A 20,807-nucleotide genomic window follows, 5' to 3' on the forward strand; every position below is an offset into this window, starting at 1 on the left:
ATGGCCCCCAACGACCCCGTGCACATGCGAGGCCCCGTCCTCGTCCGTCGTGAGAAGGGTGGCGAACACACCACCACCGACCAGCGGCTGCTGGACAAGAACCAGGACACCGACTGGCTGCACACCGACCCGTGGCGGGTGCTGCGCATCCAGAGCGAGTTCGTCAACGGCTTCGGCGCGCTGGCCGAACTGTCGGACGCCGTCAGTGTGTTCGGTTCGGCCCGCACCCGGCCCGGGGACCCGGCGTACGAGCAGGCCGTGGAGTTGGGCCGTGCGCTGGTGGAGGCCGGCTACGCGGTGGTCACCGGTGGTGGCCCCGGGCAGATGGAGGCGGCGAACAAGGGGGCGTGGGAGGCGGATGGCGAGTCTGTCGGGCTCGGGATCGAGTTGCCCCACGAGCAGGGCCTGAACCGGTGGGTGGACCTGGGACTGCACTTCCGCTACTTCTTCATCCGCAAGACGATGTTCGTCAAGTACACGCAGGCCTTCGTGTGCACGCCGGGCGGGTTCGGCACCCTCGACGAGTTCTTCGAGGCCATCACCCTCGTCCAGACCGACAAGATCACCAGGTTCCCGATCGTGCTGCTCGGCGTGGACTTCTGGGCCCCGCTGACCGACTGGATCCGCGGCACGCTGGCGGAGGAGGGGATGATCTCCGCGTCCGACCCCGACCTGTTCCTGGTGACGGACTCCGTGGCGGAGACCGTGGAGTACATCCGCGAGGCCCACCACAGGGCGGCGCTGACGTCCGAGGAGCGGGAGGACCTGTACGGCGAGGAGCACCGCGGGGTCGAGCGGTGACGGCGCCGGTCGCCGGTCGCCGTGTCTGCGTCTACTGCGCCTCCTCCACGTACGACCCGGAGATGCTGGCCATCGCGACGCAGGTGGGGGAGGGCATCGCCAGACGCGGGTGGTCGCTCGTCTCGGGCGGCGGCAACGTCTCGATGATGGGTGCGCTCGCCGAGTCGGCCCGCGCGGGTGGCGCACGCACCGTCGGTGTGATCCCCGAGGGGCTGCGGGTCCGCGAGGTCGCCGACACCGCGGCCGACGAACTCGTCGTCGTCACGACCATGCGGGAACGCAAGCGGGAGATGGAGGAACGATCCGACGCGTTCCTCACCCTGCCCGGCGGGATCGGGACGATGGAGGAGATGTTCGAGATGTGGACCTCGGCGTCCCTGGGCTTCCACCACAAGCCGGTGGTGCTCTACGACCCGATCGGGTTCTACCGCCCCTTGCTGGACTGGGTCGGAGGGTTGGTGGAGGCCGGATTGGTCAAGGACGAGGCGATGGCGAGCCTGGTCGTGCGTGACGATCTCGAGGCCGCGCTCGACGCCTGTGGAGGTCGGGGATGACCGGTGCCGGTGCCGCTCCGGCGCCGGCGCCGGCGCCCACCCTGTGTGGCCGCCCGGTCCCGGTCGATCGCCCGCTGGTGATGGCGATCGTCAACCGTACGCCGGACTCCTTCTACGACCGTGGGGCCACGTTCACCGACACGGCGGCGATGGCGCGGGTCGACGAGGTGGTGGCGGCCGGCGCAGACATCCTCGACATCGGCGGCGTCAAGGCCGGGCCCGGTGACCTCGTCGACGCCGCGGAGGAGACCCGCAGGGTCGTGCCGTTCGTACAGGCCGTGCGTGACCGTCACCCGGACGTGGTGATCTCGATCGACACCTGGCGGGGCGAGGTCGCCCGGCGCGCGTTGGCGGCCGGGGCGGACCTGGTCAACGACACGTGGGCGGGGCACGATCCCGGCGTCCTGACCGCGGCGGGGGAGGCGCGCGCCGGGTTCGTCTGTTCGCACACGGGCGGCGCGGTGCCCCGGACGCGGCCGTTCCGCGTGGGGTATGCCGACGTCGTCCGCGACGTGGTCGACGAACTCTCGGCAGCTGCCGACCGCGCGCTGGCGGCCGGTGTCCCGCCGGACGGCATCCTCATCGACCCCACCCACGACTTCGGCAAGAACACCTTCCACGGCCTCGAGTTGTTGCGACGGATGGACGAGATCGTGGCGGTCGGGCACCCGGTCCTCATGGCGCTGAGCAACAAGGACTTCATCGGCGAGACCCTGGACGCGGGCGTGGACGACCGCGCGGAGGGCACCCTCGCGGCGACCTCGGTCGCGGCCTACCTCGGGGCGCGGGTCTTCCGCACCCACGACGTCCCGGGCACACTGCGCGCCCTCGAGATGGTGTCGTCGATCGTGGGGACGCGCCGACCTGCGCGAACCGTACGCGGCCTGGCGTGACTTGCCACACCGCCAGGGGCGGGCCGTGTGCCAGACTGGTCGCGGCGCTAGTCACTACAGGAGGGGAGCACGGGAATGCTCACCATCGTCGTCTACGTGGTCGTCACCCTGGTCGTCGCGGCGGGGCTGTTCGGGCTGTCGCTCGTGGTGTTCGGCCGTTCCGAGGTGTTGCCGCCCGTGGCCCGGGACCACACGGTCACCCACCTGCCGGACGGGGCCCTGGCCGGTGATGATCTCCGGTCGGTGCGATTCGGCATGTCGGCCCGTGGATACACAATGGCAGAGGTCGACTGGGCACTCGAGCAGGCGGCGGTGGAGATCGACCGGCTCCGGGCCCGGTTGGGCGAGGACGTCACCGTGGCCGGGGACGCCGCGGCGAACGGGGCGCAGAACGGGGTGGACGGTCGTCCCGCTACGGCGTCCGGACGCGGCCGGACGCGCTAGAATCGACATCATCCACTCAGCAGTACCGATCGTGGGCACGGGCGCTCGTACAGTGCGCCGCCCCGCGGACAAGGACGAAGGGAAACGACTCGATGGCGGCTATGAAGCCCAGGACCGGTGACGGACCGATGGAGGCGGCCAAGGAAGGCCGTGGGATCGTCATGCGCGTCCCTCTGGAGGGTGGCGGGCGTCTCGTCGTCGAGCTGACCCCCGATGAGGCCAAGTCGCTCAGCGAGGAGCTGTCGCAGGCCATCTCCTGATCTCGTCGCCCCACCGATGCCGGCGCATCCGACCCTCGTGGCGGGTGCGCCGACTCATATCCCGGAAGGTCCTCGTCGATGTCCGCCGTCCCCGGCCGTCCCCTGCCCTCGGTCCGTGTCGTCTCCGGTCCCGCCCCCGATGCCGCGCTGGCGGTCGTCACCCGCGCTCCCGAGCCCGGTCGCGTGCCGCTGGGGCGCGCCGACGAGGCGCGGGTCTCCGTCCACGACGGGCGACCGGTGGTCGAGGTCGAGTTGGCCGACTCCGCGCCCCGTCCGGGCTGGTCGGGGGCGGCGGATCACGGTCTGGGGCACCGGCGGGTGGGCGCCGCGTTGGCCCGCCACCTACGGGACTCGCGGGCGGAGGGGCCGGTGACCGTGGCCGTGCCCGGGGCCCTACCGGCGGACCGGGTAGGCGATCTGGTCATCGGGTACCTCCTGGGTGCGCGGGGCCAGGACGTCTTCGCCGCGGACCCCGCACCGGTCGTTCCCGATCTGGTCGTGGAGGTGGCAGGCGGTCCGGGAAGTGGCGACGACGACGAGGTGATCGTCGCCCGCGCGGTGGCGGCGGCCGAGGATGCCGCACGGGCCACGGCGATGGCGCGCGATCTCGCCGGGGCCCCCTCCGATCTGAAGACACCCGAGTGGCTGGTGTCCCGGATGGCCGAGGCACTGGGCGAGGCGGGCATGCGGACCGAGGTCATCGAGGGAAAGGGGCTCGTCTCCGGCGGGTTCGGCGGCGTGCTCGCGGTGGGCGGGGGCTCGGCGGCCGGCCCGCGCGTCCTGGTGGCCCGCCGCCCCGGCCCGGGCCCGCGGGTGCTGCTGGTGGGCAAGGGCATCACCTTCGACACCGGGGGGATCTCGGTCAAGCCCGCCGACGGGATGCACCTCATGCGCACGGACATGGCGGGCTCGGCCGCGGTCGTGGCGGCGGCCGCGGCGTTCTGTTCGGACGGGTCGCCCGGGTACGCCGATGTCGACCTGACCGTGGTGGTGCCCTCCGCCGAGAACATGCTGTCCGGTTCCGCCTACCGCCCGGGTGACGTCGTCACGCACGTGGGCGGAACGACGTCCGAGGTCACGAACACGGACGCGGAGGGCCGGATGGTCCTCGCCGACGCGCTCGCCCACGGCATCGCCGAGTGCGACCCGGAGGTCGTCGTGGACGTGGCCACCCTCACGGGTGCGATGAAGGTCGCGCTGGGGATGCGCACGGGAGCGGTCATGGGGAACGACGACGACCTCGCCGACCGGGTCGCCGCGGCGGGGGCCGCGGCGGGGGAGCGATGGTGGCGGCTGCCGCTCCCCGACGATCTGCGCCCGGCGGTCCGCTCCGACATCGCCGACCGTCGGCAGGCACCCACGGGGCCGGGTGCCATCACCGCGGCGTTGTTCCTCGAGGGCTTCGTGGACGGTCGGCCGTGGGCGCACCTCGACATCGCGGGGCCGGCCCGCTCGTCCGAGGAGATCGATGAGGTCGGGCCGGTAGCCACGGGGTTCGCGACGCGCACGCTCATGGCGTTGCTCCGCGACCTCGCGGACCGGCCCCGCCCGTGAGTTCCTCCCCGTCAGCACCTGCGGGCTCGGGGCCGGCCGCCCTCGACCGCGTCGTGCCGCTGTTGCGCTGTCCGGTCTGCGGACAGGGTATGGAGGCCGTGGACCGGGCGGTGGTGTGCGCTGCCGGGCATTCGTTCGACCGGGCCCGGCAGGGGCACCTCAGCCTCTTCGGTCCCCGCGGCCGGCGCTTCCCCGGCGACGGTGCGGATCAGGTCGCGGCGCGCGACCGGGTCCTCGGCTCGGGACTGTTCGACCCCCTCGTGGCGATCCTCGCCGGAGTCGCCCGCGAGGTGTTCGCGCCCGGGACCGGCGGCGTCCACGCGGGACCGGCCCGGCCGGTGGTGCTCGAGCCCGGCGCCGGGACCGGCTTCTACCTCGCCGGTGTCGTCGACGCGCTGGCCGCGGCCGGGCGACCGGCCGGCGCGCTCGGGGTCGGCACGGAGATCTCCACCGCGGCGGCGCGCCGACTCGCCAGGGTCCACGATGACGTCGCGGCCCTGGTCGCGGACACCTGGGACGGACTCCCGCTCGCGGACGACTGCGTCGACCTGGTGCAGGTGGTCTTCGCCCCGAGGAACCCGGCGGAGTTCGCCCGGGTGCTCCGGCCGGGTGGCACGTTGGTCGTCGCCGTTCCCGGGCCGGGCCATCTCGAGCCACTGCGTTCGGCCGGCGGCATGCTGGAGCCGGCCCCGGACAAGTCGGACCGCCTGGACGCGGACCTCGCCGACCACTTCCGCCCCGGCGAGGTGCGTACCGTCGACGTGCTCACCGAGGTCCCCGCCCCGGTGGCCGTGGACCTGGCGCTCATGGGGCCGAGCGGCGTCCACCTCGACAGGTCCGGGCTCGAGGCCCGGTTGGGCCCGCAGGACCGCCCGGTCCGGATACACGTCGAGGTGCACACCTACCGGGCGCTGCCGGCCGGGAGGCCGCCTCCACGGCCGGGGGAGCCTCTACAGCAGTGAGGCGTACATCCGATGGGTCTGCTCGGCGATCGCCTCCCACGAGAACCGGGTACGGGCCCGCTCCTTGCCCGCCAGCCCCATCCGGGCGGCCTTGCCCGGGTCCGCCACCAGGTCGTTGACGGCAGCCGCGAGCCCGGCCTCGAATGCGTCGGTCGCGGATGCGTCGTAGTGGACGAGGGTGCCCGTCTCGCCGTCGACGACCACCTCGGGGATCCCGCCGACATCGGACGCCACGACCGCCGTGTCGCACGCCATCGCCTCCAGGTTGACGATGCCCAGTGGCTCGTAGACCGACGGGCAGGCGAAGACCGTCGCGGCGGAGAGGATCTCGATGACCTCCTCGCGCGGCAGCATGTCGCGCAGCCAGAACACACCGTCGCGGGTGGACTGCAGCTCCGCCACCAGCGACTCCATCTCGGCGGCGATCTCGGGGGTGTCCGGGGCGCCGGCGCACAGCACCAGCTGGGCGTCAGGGTGGAAGTCCCGGGCGGCGCGCACCAGGTGGGGCACGCCCTTCTGCCGGGTGATCCGTCCGACGAACGCCACGATCGGCCGGTCCGGGTCCACCCCGTTCCGGCGCAGGACCGAACCCTCGCCGGCGAAGGTCTCGACGGGTGACCACACGGAGGTGTCGATGCCGTTGAGGATCACGTGGATGCGGTCCGGGTCGATCTCGGGGTAGACGCGCAGGATCTCGTCCTTCATCCGGGCGCTCACCGCGACCACCGCGTCGGCTCCCGCGAAGGCGGTGCGCTCCGACCACGACGAGACCCGGTATCCACCGCCGAGCTGCTCGGCCTTCCACGGCCGGCTGGGTTCCAGTGAATGCGCGGACACAACGTGCGGGATGCCGTAGAGCTGCCCCGCGAGGTGCCCGGCGAGCCCCGTGTACCAGGTGTGGGAGTGGACGAGGTCCGCGCCCTCGGCCGCGACGCTCATGCGCAACCCGGCGGAGAGAGTCTGGATCGCGGGGTTGGCGTCCGCGCCCAACTCGGGATCCGGTCGGAAAGCGCGGGCGGTGTCGCGGTCGGCCCCCATGCACAGCACGTCCACCTCGCACAGCGGCCGTAGGTTGGCCACCAGTTCGGTCACGTGCACTCCGGCACCGCCGTAAACCTCCGGCGGGTACTCCCTCGTCATCATCGCTACTCGCACACCGGCCAAGGTAGTCGCTCGGGCCCCCGCCCGAGGCGTGCCCGGCGAACACCGCCCGACCGCGGGGTTACGGTTCGGTACTGGTCGGGGGCAAACCCCACGATGACCGGTCCGGGTGAGGGCGGAGTCGATACGGTGGGGGCGTGAGGAATCAGCCGCACGTCCTAGCAATCGTCCTCGCCGGTGGCGAGGGCAAGCGACTCTTCCCGCTCACGGCGGACCGGGCCAAACCCGCGGTGCCGTTCGGGGGGTCCTACCGTCTCATCGACTTCGTGCTCAGCAACCTCGTCAACGCGGGGTTCATGCAGATCTGCGTCCTCACCCAGTACAAGTCCCACTCGCTGGACCGCCACATCGCCCAGGTGTGGCACATGCGCGGGATGGGCGGCGAGTACGTCGCACCGGTCCCCGCCCAGCAACGTCTGGGCCCCCGCTGGTACACCGGGTCGGCCGACGCGATCCTGCAGTCGCTCAACCTGGTCTACGACGAGAAGCCGGACCACATCGTCGTGTTCGGCGCGGACCACGTGTACCGGATGGACCCCAGGCAGATGCTGGACCACCACATCTCCACCGGCGCCGCCGTGACCGTCGCGGGGATCCGCGTCCCGCGCAGCGAGGCGTTCGCGTTCGGCTGCATCGACGCCGGCGACGACGACCTGATCCGCGGCTGGGTCGAGAAGCCCTCCGACCCCCCGGGCACGCCGGATGATCCGGACGCGACCTTCGCCTCCATGGGCAACTACATCTTCACCACCAACGCCCTCATCGAGGCGCTCAAGGCGGACGCGGAGAAGCCCGACTCCACCCACGACATGGGCGGCGACATCATCCCGGCCCTCGTCGAGCAGGAGCGGGCCTACGTCTACGACTTCGCCCTGAACAACGTCCCCGGCGAGACCGAGCGTGATGCCGGGTACTGGCGCGACGTGGGCACCATCGACGCGTTCTACGACGCGCACATGGACCTGGTGTCGGTGCACCCCGTGTTCAACCTCTACAACTCCCTGTGGCCCATCCGGACCCAGCAGGACAACCTGCCGCCGGCGAAGTTCGTCAACGGCGGCATGTCCCAGGAGTCCATGGTCGGCTCGGGGACGATCGTCTCCGCCGCCACCGTGCGCAACTCGGTGTTGTCGAACAACGTCATCGTCGAGGACGGGGCGGTCGTCGAGGGCAGTGTCCTCATGCCGGGCGTCCGCATCGGTCGCGGGGCCGTGGTCCGCAAGGCGATCGTCGACAAGAACTGCCACATCGGCGACGGGGACCTGATCGGTGTGGATCACGAACGCGACCGCAGCCGGTTCCCGGTCAGCGCGGGCGGCGTGGTGAGCGTCGCCAAGAACACCACCACCTCACTGCCGGGTTGACCTCGCGCCCGGGGGGTGAACCCTCGGGAGGGGACGACCGCTCAGAGGGTGACCACGGTCAGGCCGGTCCCCACGGGGAGCACCGTGACGTGCGCGCGCTCGGGCAGCCCCGCGTCCTCGGGCAGCGGGGCGTGCTCACCCATCAGGACCAGCGCGCCGCCGGCGCGCAACAGCTGGTGGGATCGGGAGATTACGCGCGGCACCGAATGTGCCGGGACGTCCGCGACCACGAGGTCGTAGGCGCCGTCCGCGAGCTTGTCCGCCACCTCGAGCGGCCGGGCGGCGATGTAGCGGGCGGAGGAGGCGGGATGGCCCGCGCCGCGGACGGCCGATCGCGCCGCCTCGAGGTGATGCGGGTCGTCGGTGATGCAGGTGACCACGGTTCCGGAGCCGGGCGCGGCCGCCGCGAGGATCGCCAGAGCGGGGACTCCCGGCGCGGGGGTGATGCACACGGCGGCGCGGGTGCCGTTCAAGCGGGCCACCAGGCGGATCGCGTCCGCGGTCAGGGCGTCTGGCGAGGCGGCCCCGAGTTCCTCGGCCTCGGCCCGTGCGTAGGCGTAGAGCGAGTCGTCGACGAGGGCGGCGCTGCGTTGCGCCATCCCGTCGAGACCGGAGCGATCGGTGGCGGGGACATCAGAGGAATCGGACACCTGAGCAGCGTATCCCCGACCGGGGAGGCAGCGGTGATCAACGCGCGGTGATCGGATCGGTATCAGACTCTCAGGGCTGTCTCAGTACGCGTATACCGTGAGGACAGCCCCGTAGGGGAGGGTGGGCACACGTCGCGCCACGAGGGCGCGGCCACCACCGCGCGGGCTCCCACAGGCCCGGGCCGGAAGGCGGCGGCAGCGCATGTACTCACGAACCGTGCACGGGACGGCGATCGCACCGGTCGCCCTCGGCGAGGCGGCCGGGACCGCTCGTTTCGACGCCACCGGCGAGGCTACGGACATGCCGTCCTGGTCCGAGCTCGTCGCGCAGCACGGTGACCGTGTCTACCGCCTGGCGTACCGCCTCTGCGGGAACGCCCACGACGCCGAGGACATCACCCAGGAGGCGTTCATCAGGGTGTTCCGCTCGCTGGACCGCTACAAGCCGGGGACCTTCGAGGGCTGGATGCACCGCATCGTCACCAACCTGTTCCTCGATTCCGCACGCCGGCGCGGGCGCATCCGCTTCGAGGCGCTGCCCGAGGACGCCGAAAGGGTGCCCGGTCGTGAACGCAGCCCGGAGCAGGTGATCTCGGAGGAGACGTTCGACCCCGTCCTGCAGACCGCGCTGGCCAACCTGTCCCCGGAGTTCCGCGCCGCCGTGGTCCTCAGTGACATCGAGGACCTCAGCTACGAGGAGGTCGGACGCATCCTGGGCGTGAAGATGGGCACGGTCAGGAGCCGGATCCACCGCGGACGGGCCGCGTTGCGTGCGGAACTCGAGGCGGCCGGGGTCACCGGCGCCCACCAGCGCATCGACTGATCCCTCGGGCGATCGGCACAACCCGCGTCCGTACCGGGAACAGCGGGTGGCGGTGCGGGAACCCTGCGAGTACGCCGGACGTTGACACCTCGACGGGGACTCAGACGAGCCCACGAGATGACCGGAGAAGGGGAGGCGCGTGGACAGACACCTCCACGGACGCGGACCCGGCCCCGAGTTCACGCTGTCGTTCGACTCGGCGCGGAAAGTGGTCGACAGGACCGGCCCGCCCCGCGCCAGAGAGAGCTTCCTGTCCACCGACCACCTCTCCACGGAAGCCGCCGCAGCCTATGTCGACGGTCGGCTACCGCCCTCGGGGCAGTCCCGGGCCGACGCCCACCTGGCCCGGTGTCCGCACTGTCGTCGGGAGGTCGAGGACCAGCGTGAGGCACGCCGCGCACTGCGCGGATCCGGCCCCATCCAGATGCCCCGCGAACTCCTCGAACGGCTGCGGTCACTCGAGGACGCACCCGATCCGGCCACGCGGACGGGCCCCGATCCGGTGGCCGGGTCCGAGGAGACCCACGGTTGGTCGAGACTGCTTCGCCGGCTGTGGCGACGCGGCAACTAGGGTGGGCCGGGTGGAGGACGACACAGGCGCGCCCGGGCACACGGCGCGGGACGGGGAACCGGACCGCCCGCTTCGTGAACCCGCCCCGATCCATCGGCCGGCCGTGGGCGAGGACGAAGTCGCCCGGTTCGCCCGACCCGACGGTGTCACCGGTGGATTCGACCCGTCCCGAGTCGGTGCCGCCGCGCACCCCGGCCCGCTCCTCAGCAGCGACGCCGACCCGGTCCTCGAGCAGGCCTTCGCCCCGGCCCCCGGGACCGCGCGGGGCATCGAGCGGCATCCGGCGTGGCAGGACGAGTCCGAGGTTTCACCGCCGCCCGCTCCGGACCCGTGGCGCGACCCCGACGCCCCGGTCGGGTACGGCGCACCCGCGGTGCCCGCCACTCCCGACCACGAGCCGGTCGACCTGTCGGGCGCGGCCGGGGCCCCCGCTGCCAGGCTCTCGCTGTCCGAGGCACTGTTCGAACGTCGGCTGAGCAGTCAGGCCGTGGCCGGCGCGACCGCGGCCGTCGCCGTCGTCGCCCTCGTCGCGGGCGCCATCGGCGCCGTCGTGGCGGACTCCGCGCGCGTCCTCACCACCTCCACCGTCCGGATCGCCGACGCCCCGGAGAACGTCATTCGATCCGACAACCCGATCGGTGAGGTCGCCCAGCGCGTCCAACCCGCCGTCGTCAACATCTCGGTGTCCACGGCGTCAGCCCAGGGGGAGGGCTCCGGCATCGTCATCGACCCACAGGGCTACATCGTGACGAACAACCACGTCGTCACCATGGACGGCGCCGCCGACCGCGCGGACATCGATGTCATCTTCCCCGACGGCTCCAGGGCCTCGGCCGAGATGGTGGGGCGTGACCCCGCCACCGACCTCGCGGTCCTCAAGGTCGACGACGTCCAGAACCTCACCGTCGCCACCCTGGGGGACTCGGACGACGTCCAGGTGGGGGAGCAGGTCATCGCCATCGGCTCGCCCCTCGGACTCGCCCGCACCGTCACCGAGGGCATCGTCTCGGCGACCCGGCGCCCGATCGCCCTCGGGGAGTCCACCTCGGACGGCGACGTGGTGATCGACGCGATCCAGACGGACGCCGCCATCAACCCCGGCAACTCCGGGGGACCGCTCATCGACGGGACCGGAGCGGTCATCGGTATCAACACCTCCATCTTCACCCAGTCCGGGGGTTCCATCGGTCTCGGCTTCGCCATCCCGGTCAACGACGTCCGCGAGATCGCGACGTCGCTCATGACCGACGGGGCGGTCCGCCACGCCACGATCGGCGTCAACGCCCGCAAGGCGGACAACGGGTCGGTGGAGGGCGCCGAGATCGTCAACGTGCGTGAGGGCTCGCCCGCCGAGGAGGGCGGACTCCGGGAAGGGGACGTCGTGACCAGGGTCGGTGACCGGCAGGTGCGTTCCTCCGATGAACTGGTGGTGGCCGTCCGTCGCGCCGGGGCGGACGTCGACGTCCCGGTCGAGGTCATCCGCGGTGGAACGCGGGTCGAACTGACCGTGCGCCCCGCGCTGGGCTGACCGGGGGCACCGGACGACTCGGGTTCCCACCGGTGAGCCCGGCGACGTATCCTGGCTGCGATGTTCACAAACGTGGGGTGGTCCGAGCTCCTGGTGCTCGGCGTGGTGGCGTTGGTGGTCCTGGGGCCCGAGCGCCTACCCGAGGCCGCCCGTTGGCTGGCCTCGGCGATCCGCAAGGTCCGTGAGTTCGCCAGCAACGCCCAGCAGCAGCTCAGGGACGACTACGGGACGGAGTTCGAGGAGTTCCGCGAGCCCCTCAAGCAGCTCAACGACCTGCGTGGGCTGAGTCCGCGCGCGATGGTCACCAAGCATCTCCTGGACGGTGACGACTCCCTGTTCTCCGGGGACTTCGGAGCCGCTGCGCCGGCGGGCGCTCCCGCGGTCGCCGCCGGGGCGGGAACCGCGGGAACGGCCTCCGCCGACCCCCGCCGGTCGACGGCGCCGCGGACCGCCGGCACCGCACCCGTCCGGGACACCCCGGCGCCGCCGCCCCCGTCATCGGGACCCGTGTGGGACAGCGACGCCACCTGATCCGCCCTCACGACCGGTCCGGCGCGCGTCCGGCCCGACCCGCGGCGGACAGACGGCACGAACGGCCGGGGGCTGAGCCCCCGGCCGTCGCCGTCCGTCAGAGGTGCCGGGTGGTATCGATCCCGAGGTTCATCCCCGCCAGGCCCCGGGGGCGCACGGCCAGACCGTCCGCGATCTCGCGGTATGCGCGCCCGGACGGCGAATCCGGCTCGGCGAGGACGATGGGCGTGCCCTCGTCCCCGTGCTCGCGCACGGCCTGCTCCAGGGGGACCTGACCGAGCAACGTGACGGGTGCACCGACCGAGCGGGACAGATTGGCCGCCACCTCGGCACCGCCACCGGTTCCGAAGACATCCATCCTGGTGCCGTCGGGCAGCTCGAGCCATGACATGTTCTCGATGACACCCGCGATGCGCTGACGGGTCTGCAGCGCGATCGATCCGGCCCGCTCGGCCACCTCTGCGGCAGCCTGCTGGGGCGTGGTGACCACGAGGATCTCCGCGGAGGGGATGAGCTGCGCGATCGAGATCGCCACATCGCCCGTGCCGGGGGGCAGGTCCATCAGCAGGACGTCGAGATCACCCCAGTAGACGTCCGCGAGGAACTGCTGCAACGCCCGGTGGAGCATGGGCCCGCGCCACACCACCGGGGTGTTGCCCTTCGTGAACTGTGCGATCGAGATGACCTTCACGTCGTGCGCGACGGGCGGCAGGATCATCTGCTCCACCTGGGTCGGTCGCGCGTCGGTCCCCAGCATCCGCGGGATCGAGTGGCCGTAGATGTCGGCGTCCAGTACACCCACGGACAGCCCCCGCGAGGCGAGGGCCGTGGCGAGGTTGACCGTCGCGGTGGACTTGCCGACCCCTCCCTTGCCCGAGGCGACCGCGTAGACGCGGGTCAGGTTGCCGGGCTGGGCGAACGGGATGACGGGCTCCGCGGCATCCCCGCGCAGATGCTTGCGCAGTTCGGTGCGCTGCTCGTCGCTCATCACGTCGAGCTCGACAGCGATCTCGCCGACGCCCGGGACATCGGCCACCGCCGTGCGGACACGGTCGGTGATGGTGTCCCGCATCGGACAGGTGGCGACGGTCAGGTAGATGCCGATGTCGACCCGGCCCGTGGCGGGGTCCACCTCGACACCCTTGACCATGCCGAGCTCCGTGAGCGGCTTCCGGATCTCCGGGTCGTCGACCTTCGCCAGGGCGGCCCGGATCAGTTCTTCGCTGGGTGCACTCATGATGCCCCTAGTCTAGGCGTCACGGCACCGGGTGACGATTCAGGCAGGCGGCGACGGCACGCAGAACGGAGGTATGCAGGGCAACTCGATCACGGGCAAACCCGGTAACGCGGGAGCCGGGGGCGCCACCGCCGGAGGCGCCGGGCGTTCGGGCGACGGCGCCGGAGTCGGCGTCGCCGACGGCGAAGGGGAGGCGCTGGGCGCGGGCGGGACGGGAGACGCCGGGGGCTCGACCTCCGTGCAACCGGGCACCGGGGCCTCGGGCTCACCCGGAGCAACGGGCTCGGGTGCCTCGGTGGGCTCGCCCTCCCACCCCTCGGGGCATCGCTCGGGCGGCTCCGGGGGTTCGATGGTGGGTTCGGGCTGGTGGATCTCCGGCAGGTCCGACGGCAGCGGGACGGCGTTGACCGCATAGCCGTGGGCCCAGGCGTTCACGTTGGCGACATAGGCCAGCGAGTTGTTGTAGGCCAGGACCGCCCGGGTGCGGGCGGCGGGATCGGCCATCGATCCCCCCTGCCCACACAGCAGGGACGCCGCCGACAGCGCGCCGTCGTAGATGTTGTTCGGATCGGCCACCCCATCGTCGTTGGCGTCGCGACCGAGACCGGCCCAGGTCGAGGGGATGAACTGCACGGGGCCCACCGCGCGGTCGAACTCCGCATCGCCGTCGAACCGGCCCCCGTCCGTGTCGGTGATGACGGCGGTTCCCGGAAGGCTCCCGTCGAGGCGGGGGCCCAGGATGCGGCCGATGGTGTTGCCGTGGACGTCGAACCGACCACGTCCCTGGTTGGACTCGACCTGGCCGATACCGGCCAGGAGAGTCCAGTCCATCTCGCAGGCGGGCTTCTCCGCATCGAGGCGGTCCGCGGCGCGGTGATAGGCGTCGAGGGCGATGCCGGGGATGCCCAGCGGCCCGTCCGGGATGGTCGCCGGCTCGATGTGGGCGGCGCCGGGGTCCTCCGGGGCGGCCGGTTCCTCCTCCGGGGACGGCTCTAAGGTGCGGGAGGTGGCGGGAGCCTCGGTGACCGTCGGCGTGCTGGGCGCGTACTCGGCCAGCGGAGTGATGTCCGGCGGCGCGGGGCGACTGGTGTCCATGTTCAGTCCCACGGCCGACAGCACAGCGATCGCGCTGGCGGTAACGGCGGCACTGGTCAGAACCCGGCGATCGGCGTTGTGCGCAAAACGGCGCAAGACTTCCCCCTACGACTTCCCGGTCGGCCCAGCGAACGTGCTGCGCCCCACGACGTTCCGTCCCGGCCGAGGCTACCCCCGGCCCTTGACGTCTGAATCGGTTTTGTTGTGATCGGCGTTACACGTCCCGGGTTCGAGGCCGGAGAGGAGGGTCTCGATCCGCTCGACGGAATCACGGAGGTCGTCGAGCTCCCGCCGGAGGTAGTCGCGGGTGACCGTCTCACCGACGGAGAGCCGGACCGAGGCGAGTTCCCGGGCGAGGAACTCGGTGTCCGCCTTGGTCTGCGTGGCGCGGAGGCGATCCTCCCTGACGGACTCCTTGTCGCGGTCCTCCTGCCGGTTCTGTGCGAGCAGGATCAGCGGAGCGGCGTAGGCGGCCTGCGTCGAGAACGCGAGGTTGAGCAGGATGAAGGGATACGGGTCGAAGCGCAGGGCGACCACCGCGACGTTGATGATGATCCAGACGATCACGATGATCGTCTGGATCAGCAGATATGTGCCGGTCCCGAAGAACCGCGCGACGGACTCGCTGTAGCGGCCGACCGCGTCTGCGTCGAAGCTGATCCTCGGTCTGCGCGAGGTCACCGGCATCGAGAGCGAGGACCGCACGGTGGGCTCGCTCATCGGGTCGCCTCCCTGTCGTCGTGCAGGTCCATGTCCCGCCAGTCGTCCGGGAGGACATGGTCTAGCAGATCGTCGACCGCCACCGCGCCGAGCAGGTGTCCCTCGTCGTCGACCACCGGCCCGCACACGAGATTGTAGGTGGCGAAGAACCTGGTCACGGCGTCCGTCGAGTCGGACGGGCGCAGCGTGGACAGGCTGGTGTCGACGGTCTCGGCCACCATCATCGACGGCAGCTCCCGCAACAGCGCCTGGATGTGGACGCATCCGAGGTACTTGCCCGTCGGTGTCGCGGTGGGGGGCCTCACGACGAAGACGAGGCTGGCCAGGGCCGGGCTGAGGTCGGGGTTGCGGCAGTGGGCGAGGGCCTCGGCCACCGTCGTCTGCGGAGACAGGATGATCGGCTCGGGGGTCATGAGCCCGCCCGCGGTGTCCGCGTCGAACGTGAGCAGACGCCGGACGGGAGCCGAGTCCTCGGGGTTCATGCGTTCCAAGAATGACTCGGCGTCCTGCTCCGGCAACTCGCCGAGCAGATCGGCCACGTCGTCGGGGTCCATCGCCTCGAGCACGTCCGCCGCGCGCTCTAGCTCTAGCCGGGTGACGATCTCGGTCTGCTCGTCGTGGGGCAGTTCCTGCAGGATGTCGGCCAATCGCTCGTCGTCCAGTGTCCGGGCGACCTCCAGCCGACGGACCTCCGGCAGTTCCCGCAGGGCGTTCGCGACGTCGGCCGGGCGCATGTCGGCGTAGTGCTCGACCAGGCTCTCGGCACTGTGTTCCGGGGTGCCGATCGCGTCGTCGTCGAGTCCCCGGATCCGGCTCCACGGATGGATCGACACCTCGCCGCGGCGGCCGAGCGAGGCGCGCCCGCGTCGTGCGCGTACGGCGAGTCGGGAGACGAGCCAGTCCCTCGAGCGCTGACGCTCGATCTCCACGTCGACCACCTGGTAACGGATGTCCTTCTGGTCACCGCCCGACTTCTCCGAACCGAGCTGGTCCCGCTCGACTCCGATCACGGAGTCCACCAACGCCCCGAGCACCAGGTTCTCCCCGGGTCGGGACTGGAACCGGTGCAGATTGATGGTGCCCGAGACCAGGGAGACGGACCGGGGGTCGATCGAGGCGACCCTGAGCATCGGCACGAAGATCCTGCGACGCGTGGGTAGTTCGACCACGAGTCCGATCACCCGGGGGGGCTTGTGCCGAGACCGCATCGTCACCACGACGTCCCGGATCCGTCCGATGTCGTCCCCGTCAGGGCCGATCACCGGTAGTCCGGCTAGCCTGGCGACGAAGGCCTTGTTGAGGTTCGCCATGTCGACCAGGCTAGTCACCCACGGGCGGCGCCCGCCCGCCATACCGGACGTAAGGGAGTGCCACTCACGATGACCGCAGCCCCCCACGCGACACCCGCGCCATCGGAGGACGCCGCCACGGCGCTCGCCGAACTCCGTGCCCGTCCCCGGCGCACGGTACTGGCCGTGCCCGGCAGCAGTGTCAAGATGATCGACAAGGCCAGGGGACTGCCGGTGGACGAGGTCTTCCTGGATCTCGAGGACGCGGTGGCGGGTCCCGCCAAGGAGGAGGCCCGCCAGAACGTGGTGGCCGCCCTGAACGGCGGGGACTTCGCCGCACCCACGGTGGTGGTGCGCGTCAACGCGTGGGACACCGAGTACACGGTGCGGGACGTCACCGAGATAGTCGGTCGCGCGGGTGCCCGCGTCGACGCACTGTTGCTGCCGAAGGCGCGCTCCGCGGCGGAGGTCGTGGCCCTCGACCTGGTGCTGACCCAGGTCGAGAAGGCGGCGGGCCTACCGGTCGGGCACATCGGCATCGAACCCCAGATCGAGGACGCCCTGGGGCTGACCAACATCGATCAGATCGCGACGGCCAGTCCGCGTGTCCTGACGCTGGTGTTCGGTCCGGCCGATTTCATGGCCTCCGTCGGGATGCGCACCCTCACGGTCGGGGAGCAACCGGAGGGTTACGCCCCGGGTGACGCCTACCACCACGTACTCATGACCATCCTCGTCGCCGCCCGCGCCCACGGCCTCCAGGCGATCGACGGGCCCTTCCTGAAGGTGCGGGACGTGGAGGGGTTCCGCCGTGCGGCCGCCCGCACCGCAGCACTCGGCTTCGACGGCAAGTGGGTGTTGCACCCGGCCCAGGTCGACGCGGGCAACGAGGTGTTCAGCCCCCGCCAGGAGGAGTTCGACCAGGCCGAGGCCATCCTCGCCGCCTACGCGCGGTCGACGTCCGTCGAGGGAGGTGCTCGCGGTGCGGTGATGTTCGGCGACGAGATGCTCGACGAGGCCAGTCGTAAGATGGCGATGGTCGTGTCCGCGCGGGGTCGTGCGGGCGGGATGACCGTGACGGATCAGGCCGGTGCAGGAACGGACCCGGAAGGACGGACATCATGAGCTCTCGCGTGAATCCGGCAGGCGGTAGGACCCGGGCTGGTCAGACCCCGGGCCTGCCCACGCCGCCGACCGGTTGGGTGGTCGGGTCGTACCCCACCTACGCGCAGGCCCAGGCCGCGGTCGATCATCTCGCGGACGAGGAGTTCCCCGTCCATGAGGTCACGATCGTGGGAGTGGACCTGATGCAGGTCGAGCGGGTGACCGGCCGGCTCACATGGCCCAAGGTCCTGCTCGGTGGCCTGGCCACCGGCGCCTGGCTCGGGCTGTTCATCGGCCTGTTGCTCGGCATCTTCACGCAGCCCATGTGGGGAGTCGTCCTGACGGGCCTGGTGGGCGGGTCGGTGTTCGGGGTCGTCTCGGCCTCGCTGTCCTACGCGGCCACCCGGGGTAAGCGTGATTTCGCGTCCACCTCGCAGCTCGTCGCGGGACGGTACGACGTCCTGTGTGAGCCCGCCAACGCGGAACGGGTGCGCGACGAGCTCGCCCGCCTCGGGCTGAAGTAGTGCTGCCCGGCGGTCCGACGAGCTCCTCGGACGTGCTCTCCGTGGTGCGGGCGCATCTGATCGAGCACCACGGCCCGGAGCCCCAGGAGGCGTCGGTGACATTCCTCGGCGCGTCTCCGATCAGGATCCTGCGGTTCGTGGACATCGAGTCCGGCGTGGTGCGGTATGTCTCACTGGGGTGTTCAGCCGAACCGATGGGGGACCCCTCGGCCCTTGTTCCCGACCCCACCGCGCCGCGGGCGGAGCTGAGTCTGATCCTGCGTGGCGGGGTGGACGGTCTGGTCCGCGCGCTGGCGGTGCTCGCGGCCGCACCCGCGGTGGAGGGCCTCGTCCTGTCGGAGGGAGCACTGATCGACCTGGGCGAGCCGCTCTGGCCGGGCGCGTCGTTCACGGGGGTCGTCCTGCGGGCTCCGGAGATCCCGGACGTGCCGTTGCCCGGTGACGCCGCGCCGGTCACCGTGTTCCGGGCCGTTCCGGTCACCCACACGGAGGCGGCGTGGGTACGGATGAAGGGCGCGGCGGAACTGGAGGAGGCGTGGGCGGAGGCCGGCATCGATGTCACCGATCCCGGGCGCTCGGCGGTCAACCCCGGGCTGAACCGCTGATCACAACCAGCGGTTCCGGCGAAACAGCAGGAAGAGCCCGGCGCACATCGCGACCATTATCCCCAGCACCACGAAGTACCCGTACCGTGTCTCGAGTTCGGGCATGTGTCGGAAGTTCATGCCGTAGATGCCCGCGATCATCGTGGGTACGGCCGCGATCGCGACCCAGGCGGAGATCTTGCGCATGTCGGTGTTCTGTTGGATTCCCACGATCGTCGCCGCCGCGCTGACGAGCGAGGTGGCCTGCTCGTCCAGGGTCGCGACCACCGCTGCTGCCCGCGCGTGGTGGTCCTGGACGTCGCGGAAGTAGTGGCGGGCCTCCGCCGGGACGAGGTCGAGATGATCGAACGACAGGCGTTGCAGGGGCGTGGTCAATGGCCCGATGACGTGCTTGAGGTCGAGTAGTTCTCGTTTAAGGACGTAGATCTGTTCGATGTCCACCCGGGTGCGTGGCGTGAAGAGCGCCGACTCGAGTTCGTCGATGTCCGCGGCCATCCCCTCGGCGGCCTCGATGTAGTTGTCGACCACACGGTCCGCCACGGCGTGCATCACCGCCGCCGGCCCGGTCGCGAACCGTTCCTGGGAGTACCCGGGCTCGCCGACGAAGTCCGTCGGGGTGATCTGGTCCCCGTGGCGGACGGTCACCACGAAGTCCCGGCCCAGGACCACCATGACCTCGCCGGTGGACACGATGTCGGTGACCTGGGTGACCGTCTCGTGGGCCAGGTACCGCACGGTCGACATGTTGAGCACGAGAGCGTCGTCGTAGGCCTCCAACTTGGGACGCTGCCGGCCACTGGTCGCATCCTCGGTGATGAGCTCGTGCAGCCCCAGGTCCCGGGACAGCGCCTCCATCTGGTCGCGCCCCGGGGCATCGAGGCCGATCCAGACGAAGCCTCGACCGGCGTCGCGTACACGGCGGATCGCCTCGCGGTGCGGGACCCGGCCGCGTTCACCGACACCGTCGGTGTAGATGACGCAGTCCACGGTCGCGTGGTGAGCCGACCCGGCCGGGCCTCGTGGCGTGGCATCTGCTCGGGTTGTCGACGGCCGTCGTGGTGGGATCGCGGGCACCCGGTCCCCTTTCCTCGTCTCGCCTGACAATATCCGCCGTGCGGGCCCTCGGAGTGACGACCGGCGGGCGTGGCTGGGAGACTGTCCCTCGAGGTGATCCGCGCCGACCGGCGCGGCCGGGGTGAGGAAGGGCGTGGTCGGATGCTGCGGACGGGGGATCGGGCGGGGCGGTGCGCGATGGTGCTCGCGGGGGTCGGCGCGATGGCACTGTCCGGCTGCCAGGCGCAGTCCTCGATCGTTCCCGCGCACCGGGACGATCCGGTGGTGGTCGTCGAGACCGCATCCTTCGGCGAGGTCGAGATCGTCGGTCATATCTACGGCAACGCCCTGGTGCGGTCGGGGTCGCGGGTGACCGCCCGCCCGCAGGCCGGGACCCAGGACGAGGTCGTGGAGTCCGTGGTGACCGGGGAGGCGACGTTCACGATCGGGTTCACCGGTGAGTTGCTCCGGACCTTCGACGAGAACTCCACCGAGGTCGAGGCCGATGAGGTGTACACCGCCATGATGGCCGCCCTCCCGGAGGGCGTGACCGCGGCGGATCCTGCGCCCGCCGAGGACGCCCCCGTGTACGCGGTCACCCGGCACACCTCGGAATCGCGAGACCTGCGGACGATGTCCGACCTGGCCGGGAGGTGCGGTGAGTTCACCCTCGGCGCACGCGAGGAGGCCCTCGCGGACCGGGAGCTCGCCACATCCGTCGGTACCACCTACGACTGCGGTTTCGGCCGTCGCGTGGCGTTGGGTCCCAACCCCCGCGCGGTGTTCGACGCCCTGCGGGAAGGGGAGATCGGGGTGGGTCTGGTCCAGTCGGCCGACCCCGTCCTCCATCCGGAGGACATCGTCGCGTTGGACGACGACGAGGACGCCGTCCTCGCCCAGCACCTCGTGCCCGTGTTCCGCAAGGGCTCGCTCTCGGAGGATCAGCTCGCCCTGGTGAACCGGATCAGCGGGGAGCTGACCACCGAGGACGTCCGCGAGCTCCTGCTGGGGGTCGAATTCGGTTCCGCGACCCCCGTCGCGTTGGCGAACTACTGGTTGGACGAGCACGGTTACTGACCTCCGC

Annotated in this window: 23 protein-coding genes; 16 read left to right on the forward strand and 7 right to left on the reverse strand. The window is 71.3% G+C overall.

Annotation, left to right across the window (positions count from 1 at the left end; all coding sequences use genetic code 11):
• From Q2K20_RS06570 to Q2K20_RS06600, 7 genes are all read left to right on the forward strand, one after another.
• The gene (locus Q2K20_RS06570) at positions 1-801 is read left to right on the forward strand and encodes a TIGR00730 family Rossman fold protein (RefSeq protein ID WP_067718445.1); all 801 of its coding nucleotides are present in this window, start codon (positions 1-3) and stop codon (positions 799-801) included.
• The gene (locus Q2K20_RS06575) at positions 798-1,355 is read left to right on the forward strand and encodes a TIGR00730 family Rossman fold protein (protein WP_269501017.1); all 558 of its coding nucleotides are present in this window, start codon (positions 798-800) and stop codon (positions 1,353-1,355) included. The genes Q2K20_RS06570 and Q2K20_RS06575 overlap by 4 nt, the downstream gene beginning before the upstream one ends.
• Entirely contained in the window at positions 1,352-2,248 is an 897-nt protein-coding gene (gene folP, locus Q2K20_RS06580) for a dihydropteroate synthase (RefSeq protein ID WP_119191771.1), read from the forward strand. Before Q2K20_RS06575 ends, folP begins: the two co-directional genes overlap by 4 nt.
• A gap of 75 nt (positions 2,249-2,323) precedes the next feature.
• Complete coding sequence (locus Q2K20_RS06585) at positions 2,324-2,692, forward strand: DivIVA domain-containing protein (protein WP_067718436.1); 369 nt, start codon at positions 2,324-2,326, stop codon at positions 2,690-2,692.
• A 92-nt stretch (positions 2,693-2,784) separates the two neighbouring features.
• Entirely contained in the window at positions 2,785-2,952 is a 168-nt protein-coding gene (locus tag Q2K20_RS06590) for a DUF3117 domain-containing protein (RefSeq protein WP_067718434.1), read from the forward strand.
• A 78-nt stretch (positions 2,953-3,030) separates the two neighbouring features.
• On the forward strand, positions 3,031-4,506 hold the full coding sequence (locus tag Q2K20_RS06595; protein WP_269501022.1) for a leucyl aminopeptidase family protein: 1,476 nt from the start codon (positions 3,031-3,033) through the stop codon (positions 4,504-4,506).
• Complete coding sequence (locus Q2K20_RS06600; protein ID WP_241504315.1) at positions 4,503-5,468, forward strand: putative RNA methyltransferase; 966 nt, start codon at positions 4,503-4,505, stop codon at positions 5,466-5,468. The genes Q2K20_RS06595 and Q2K20_RS06600 overlap by 4 nt, the downstream gene beginning before the upstream one ends.
• Here Q2K20_RS06600 and glgA read toward each other — a convergent pair.
• The gene (gene glgA, locus Q2K20_RS06605) at positions 5,457-6,623 is read right to left on the reverse strand and encodes a glycogen synthase (protein WP_069388937.1); all 1,167 of its coding nucleotides are present in this window, start codon (positions 6,621-6,623) and stop codon (positions 5,457-5,459) included. The two genes, Q2K20_RS06600 and glgA, sit on opposite strands and share 12 nt — an antisense overlap.
• A 143-nt stretch (positions 6,624-6,766) precedes the next feature.
• Between glgA and glgC the strand changes: the two genes are divergently transcribed.
• Positions 6,767-7,993: a glucose-1-phosphate adenylyltransferase gene (glgC, locus tag Q2K20_RS06610; RefSeq protein ID WP_119191774.1), complete on the forward strand. Its 1,227-nt coding sequence runs from the start codon at positions 6,767-6,769 to the stop codon at positions 7,991-7,993.
• A 41-nt stretch (positions 7,994-8,034) separates the two neighbouring features.
• On the opposite strand, the gene Q2K20_RS06615 is transcribed toward glgC, so the two are convergent.
• Complete coding sequence (locus Q2K20_RS06615; RefSeq protein WP_317176757.1) at positions 8,035-8,643, reverse strand: hypothetical protein; 609 nt, start codon at positions 8,641-8,643, stop codon at positions 8,035-8,037.
• Positions 8,644-8,845: 202 nt separating this feature from the next.
• Here Q2K20_RS06615 and sigE point away from each other — a divergent pair, with 202 nt between their 5' ends.
• From sigE to tatB, 4 genes are all read left to right on the forward strand, one after another.
• On the forward strand, positions 8,846-9,466 hold the full coding sequence (gene sigE, locus Q2K20_RS06620) for an RNA polymerase sigma factor SigE (RefSeq protein WP_119191775.1): 621 nt from the start codon (positions 8,846-8,848) through the stop codon (positions 9,464-9,466).
• 139 nt (positions 9,467-9,605) lie between these two features.
• Positions 9,606-10,037: an anti-sigma factor family protein gene (locus tag Q2K20_RS06625; protein WP_206472408.1), complete on the forward strand. Its 432-nt coding sequence runs from the start codon at positions 9,606-9,608 to the stop codon at positions 10,035-10,037.
• Positions 10,038-10,047: 10 nt separating this feature from the next.
• Positions 10,048-11,565: a S1C family serine protease gene (locus Q2K20_RS06630; protein WP_269501040.1), complete on the forward strand. Its 1,518-nt coding sequence runs from the start codon at positions 10,048-10,050 to the stop codon at positions 11,563-11,565.
• 60 nt (positions 11,566-11,625) lie between these two features.
• Entirely contained in the window at positions 11,626-12,096 is a 471-nt protein-coding gene (gene tatB / locus Q2K20_RS06635) for a Sec-independent protein translocase protein TatB (RefSeq protein WP_119191777.1), read from the forward strand.
• A 97-nt stretch (positions 12,097-12,193) separates the two neighbouring features.
• Here the strand turns inward: tatB and Q2K20_RS06640 are convergent, their stop codons facing one another.
• The 4 genes from Q2K20_RS06640 to Q2K20_RS06655 form a co-directional block, all read right to left on the reverse strand.
• On the reverse strand, positions 12,194-13,333 hold the full coding sequence (locus tag Q2K20_RS06640) for an Mrp/NBP35 family ATP-binding protein (RefSeq protein ID WP_067718407.1): 1,140 nt from the start codon (positions 13,331-13,333) through the stop codon (positions 12,194-12,196).
• Between the two features lie 39 nt (positions 13,334-13,372).
• On the reverse strand, positions 13,373-14,428 hold the full coding sequence (locus Q2K20_RS06645; RefSeq protein ID WP_269501048.1) for a lytic transglycosylase domain-containing protein: 1,056 nt from the start codon (positions 14,426-14,428) through the stop codon (positions 13,373-13,375).
• A 168-nt stretch (positions 14,429-14,596) separates the two neighbouring features.
• Positions 14,597-15,148 (reverse strand): DUF1003 domain-containing protein, encoded by a 552-nt coding sequence (locus Q2K20_RS06650; RefSeq protein ID WP_067718401.1) that lies wholly within the window; start codon positions 15,146-15,148, stop codon positions 14,597-14,599.
• Positions 15,145-16,458, reverse strand: coding sequence for a magnesium transporter MgtE N-terminal domain-containing protein (locus Q2K20_RS06655; protein ID WP_119191780.1), 1,314 nt, complete (start codon positions 16,456-16,458; stop codon positions 15,145-15,147). Before Q2K20_RS06655 ends, Q2K20_RS06650 begins: the two co-directional genes overlap by 4 nt.
• 69 nt (positions 16,459-16,527) lie before the next feature.
• Here Q2K20_RS06655 and Q2K20_RS06660 point away from each other — a divergent pair, with 69 nt between their 5' ends.
• From Q2K20_RS06660 to Q2K20_RS06670, 3 genes are read left to right on the forward strand one after another with little or no spacing between them, the layout of a single operon-like run.
• Positions 16,528-17,562, forward strand: coding sequence for an HpcH/HpaI aldolase/citrate lyase family protein (locus Q2K20_RS06660; protein WP_269501054.1), 1,035 nt, complete (start codon positions 16,528-16,530; stop codon positions 17,560-17,562).
• Positions 17,559-18,065, forward strand: a complete 507-nt coding sequence (locus Q2K20_RS06665; RefSeq protein WP_182640350.1) for a general stress protein — start codon at positions 17,559-17,561, stop codon at positions 18,063-18,065. The genes Q2K20_RS06660 and Q2K20_RS06665 overlap by 4 nt, the downstream gene beginning before the upstream one ends.
• The gene (locus tag Q2K20_RS06670; RefSeq protein WP_235027826.1) at positions 18,065-18,670 is read left to right on the forward strand and encodes a suppressor of fused domain protein; all 606 of its coding nucleotides are present in this window, start codon (positions 18,065-18,067) and stop codon (positions 18,668-18,670) included. The genes Q2K20_RS06665 and Q2K20_RS06670 overlap by 1 nt, the downstream gene beginning before the upstream one ends.
• Here Q2K20_RS06670 and Q2K20_RS06675 read toward each other — a convergent pair whose 3' ends face one another.
• A complete protein-coding gene (locus Q2K20_RS06675) occupies positions 18,671-19,744 on the reverse strand; it encodes a magnesium and cobalt transport protein CorA (RefSeq protein WP_376780858.1) in 1,074 nt (357 codons plus the stop codon).
• A gap of 69 nt (positions 19,745-19,813) precedes the next feature.
• Between Q2K20_RS06675 and Q2K20_RS06680 the strand changes: the two genes are divergently transcribed.
• A complete protein-coding gene (locus tag Q2K20_RS06680; RefSeq protein WP_269501067.1) occupies positions 19,814-20,800 on the forward strand; it encodes a glycine betaine ABC transporter substrate-binding protein in 987 nt (328 codons plus the stop codon).
• Positions 20,801-20,807: the final 7 nt, after the last annotated feature.

This window comes from Dietzia sp. IN118, from assembly GCF_032905965.1.
In the GTDB taxonomy this organism is placed as follows: domain Bacteria; phylum Actinomycetota; class Actinomycetes; order Mycobacteriales; family Mycobacteriaceae; genus Dietzia; species Dietzia kunjamensis.

Excerpts from the sequence above, each read along its gene's own strand:
- Q2K20_RS06570 (WP_067718445.1), top strand. The coding sequence starts at position 1 with ATGGCCCCCAACGACCCCGTGCACATGCGAGGCCCCGTCCTCGTCCGT.
- folP (WP_119191771.1), top strand. The coding sequence starts at position 1,352 with ATGACCGGTGCCGGTGCCGCTCCGGCGCCGGCGCCGGCGCCCACCCTG.
- Q2K20_RS06585 (WP_067718436.1), top strand. The coding sequence starts at position 2,324 with ATGCTCACCATCGTCGTCTACGTGGTCGTCACCCTGGTCGTCGCGGCG.
- Q2K20_RS06590 (WP_067718434.1), top strand. The coding sequence starts at position 2,785 with ATGGCGGCTATGAAGCCCAGGACCGGTGACGGACCGATGGAGGCGGCC.
- Q2K20_RS06595 (WP_269501022.1), top strand. The coding sequence starts at position 3,031 with ATGTCCGCCGTCCCCGGCCGTCCCCTGCCCTCGGTCCGTGTCGTCTCC.
- sigE (WP_119191775.1), top strand. The coding sequence starts at position 8,846 with ATGTACTCACGAACCGTGCACGGGACGGCGATCGCACCGGTCGCCCTC.
- tatB (WP_119191777.1), top strand. The coding sequence starts at position 11,626 with ATGTTCACAAACGTGGGGTGGTCCGAGCTCCTGGTGCTCGGCGTGGTG.
- Q2K20_RS06640 (WP_067718407.1), bottom strand. The coding sequence starts at position 13,333 with ATGAGTGCACCCAGCGAAGAACTGATCCGGGCCGCCCTGGCGAAGGTC.
- Q2K20_RS06645 (WP_269501048.1), bottom strand. The coding sequence starts at position 14,428 with ATGGACACCAGTCGCCCCGCGCCGCCGGACATCACTCCGCTGGCCGAG.
- Q2K20_RS06650 (WP_067718401.1), bottom strand. The coding sequence starts at position 15,148 with ATGAGCGAGCCCACCGTGCGGTCCTCGCTCTCGATGCCGGTGACCTCG.
- Q2K20_RS06655 (WP_119191780.1), bottom strand. The coding sequence starts at position 16,458 with ATGGCGAACCTCAACAAGGCCTTCGTCGCCAGGCTAGCCGGACTACCG.
- Q2K20_RS06660 (WP_269501054.1), top strand. The coding sequence starts at position 16,528 with ATGACCGCAGCCCCCCACGCGACACCCGCGCCATCGGAGGACGCCGCC.
- Q2K20_RS06665 (WP_182640350.1), top strand. The coding sequence starts at position 17,559 with ATGAGCTCTCGCGTGAATCCGGCAGGCGGTAGGACCCGGGCTGGTCAG.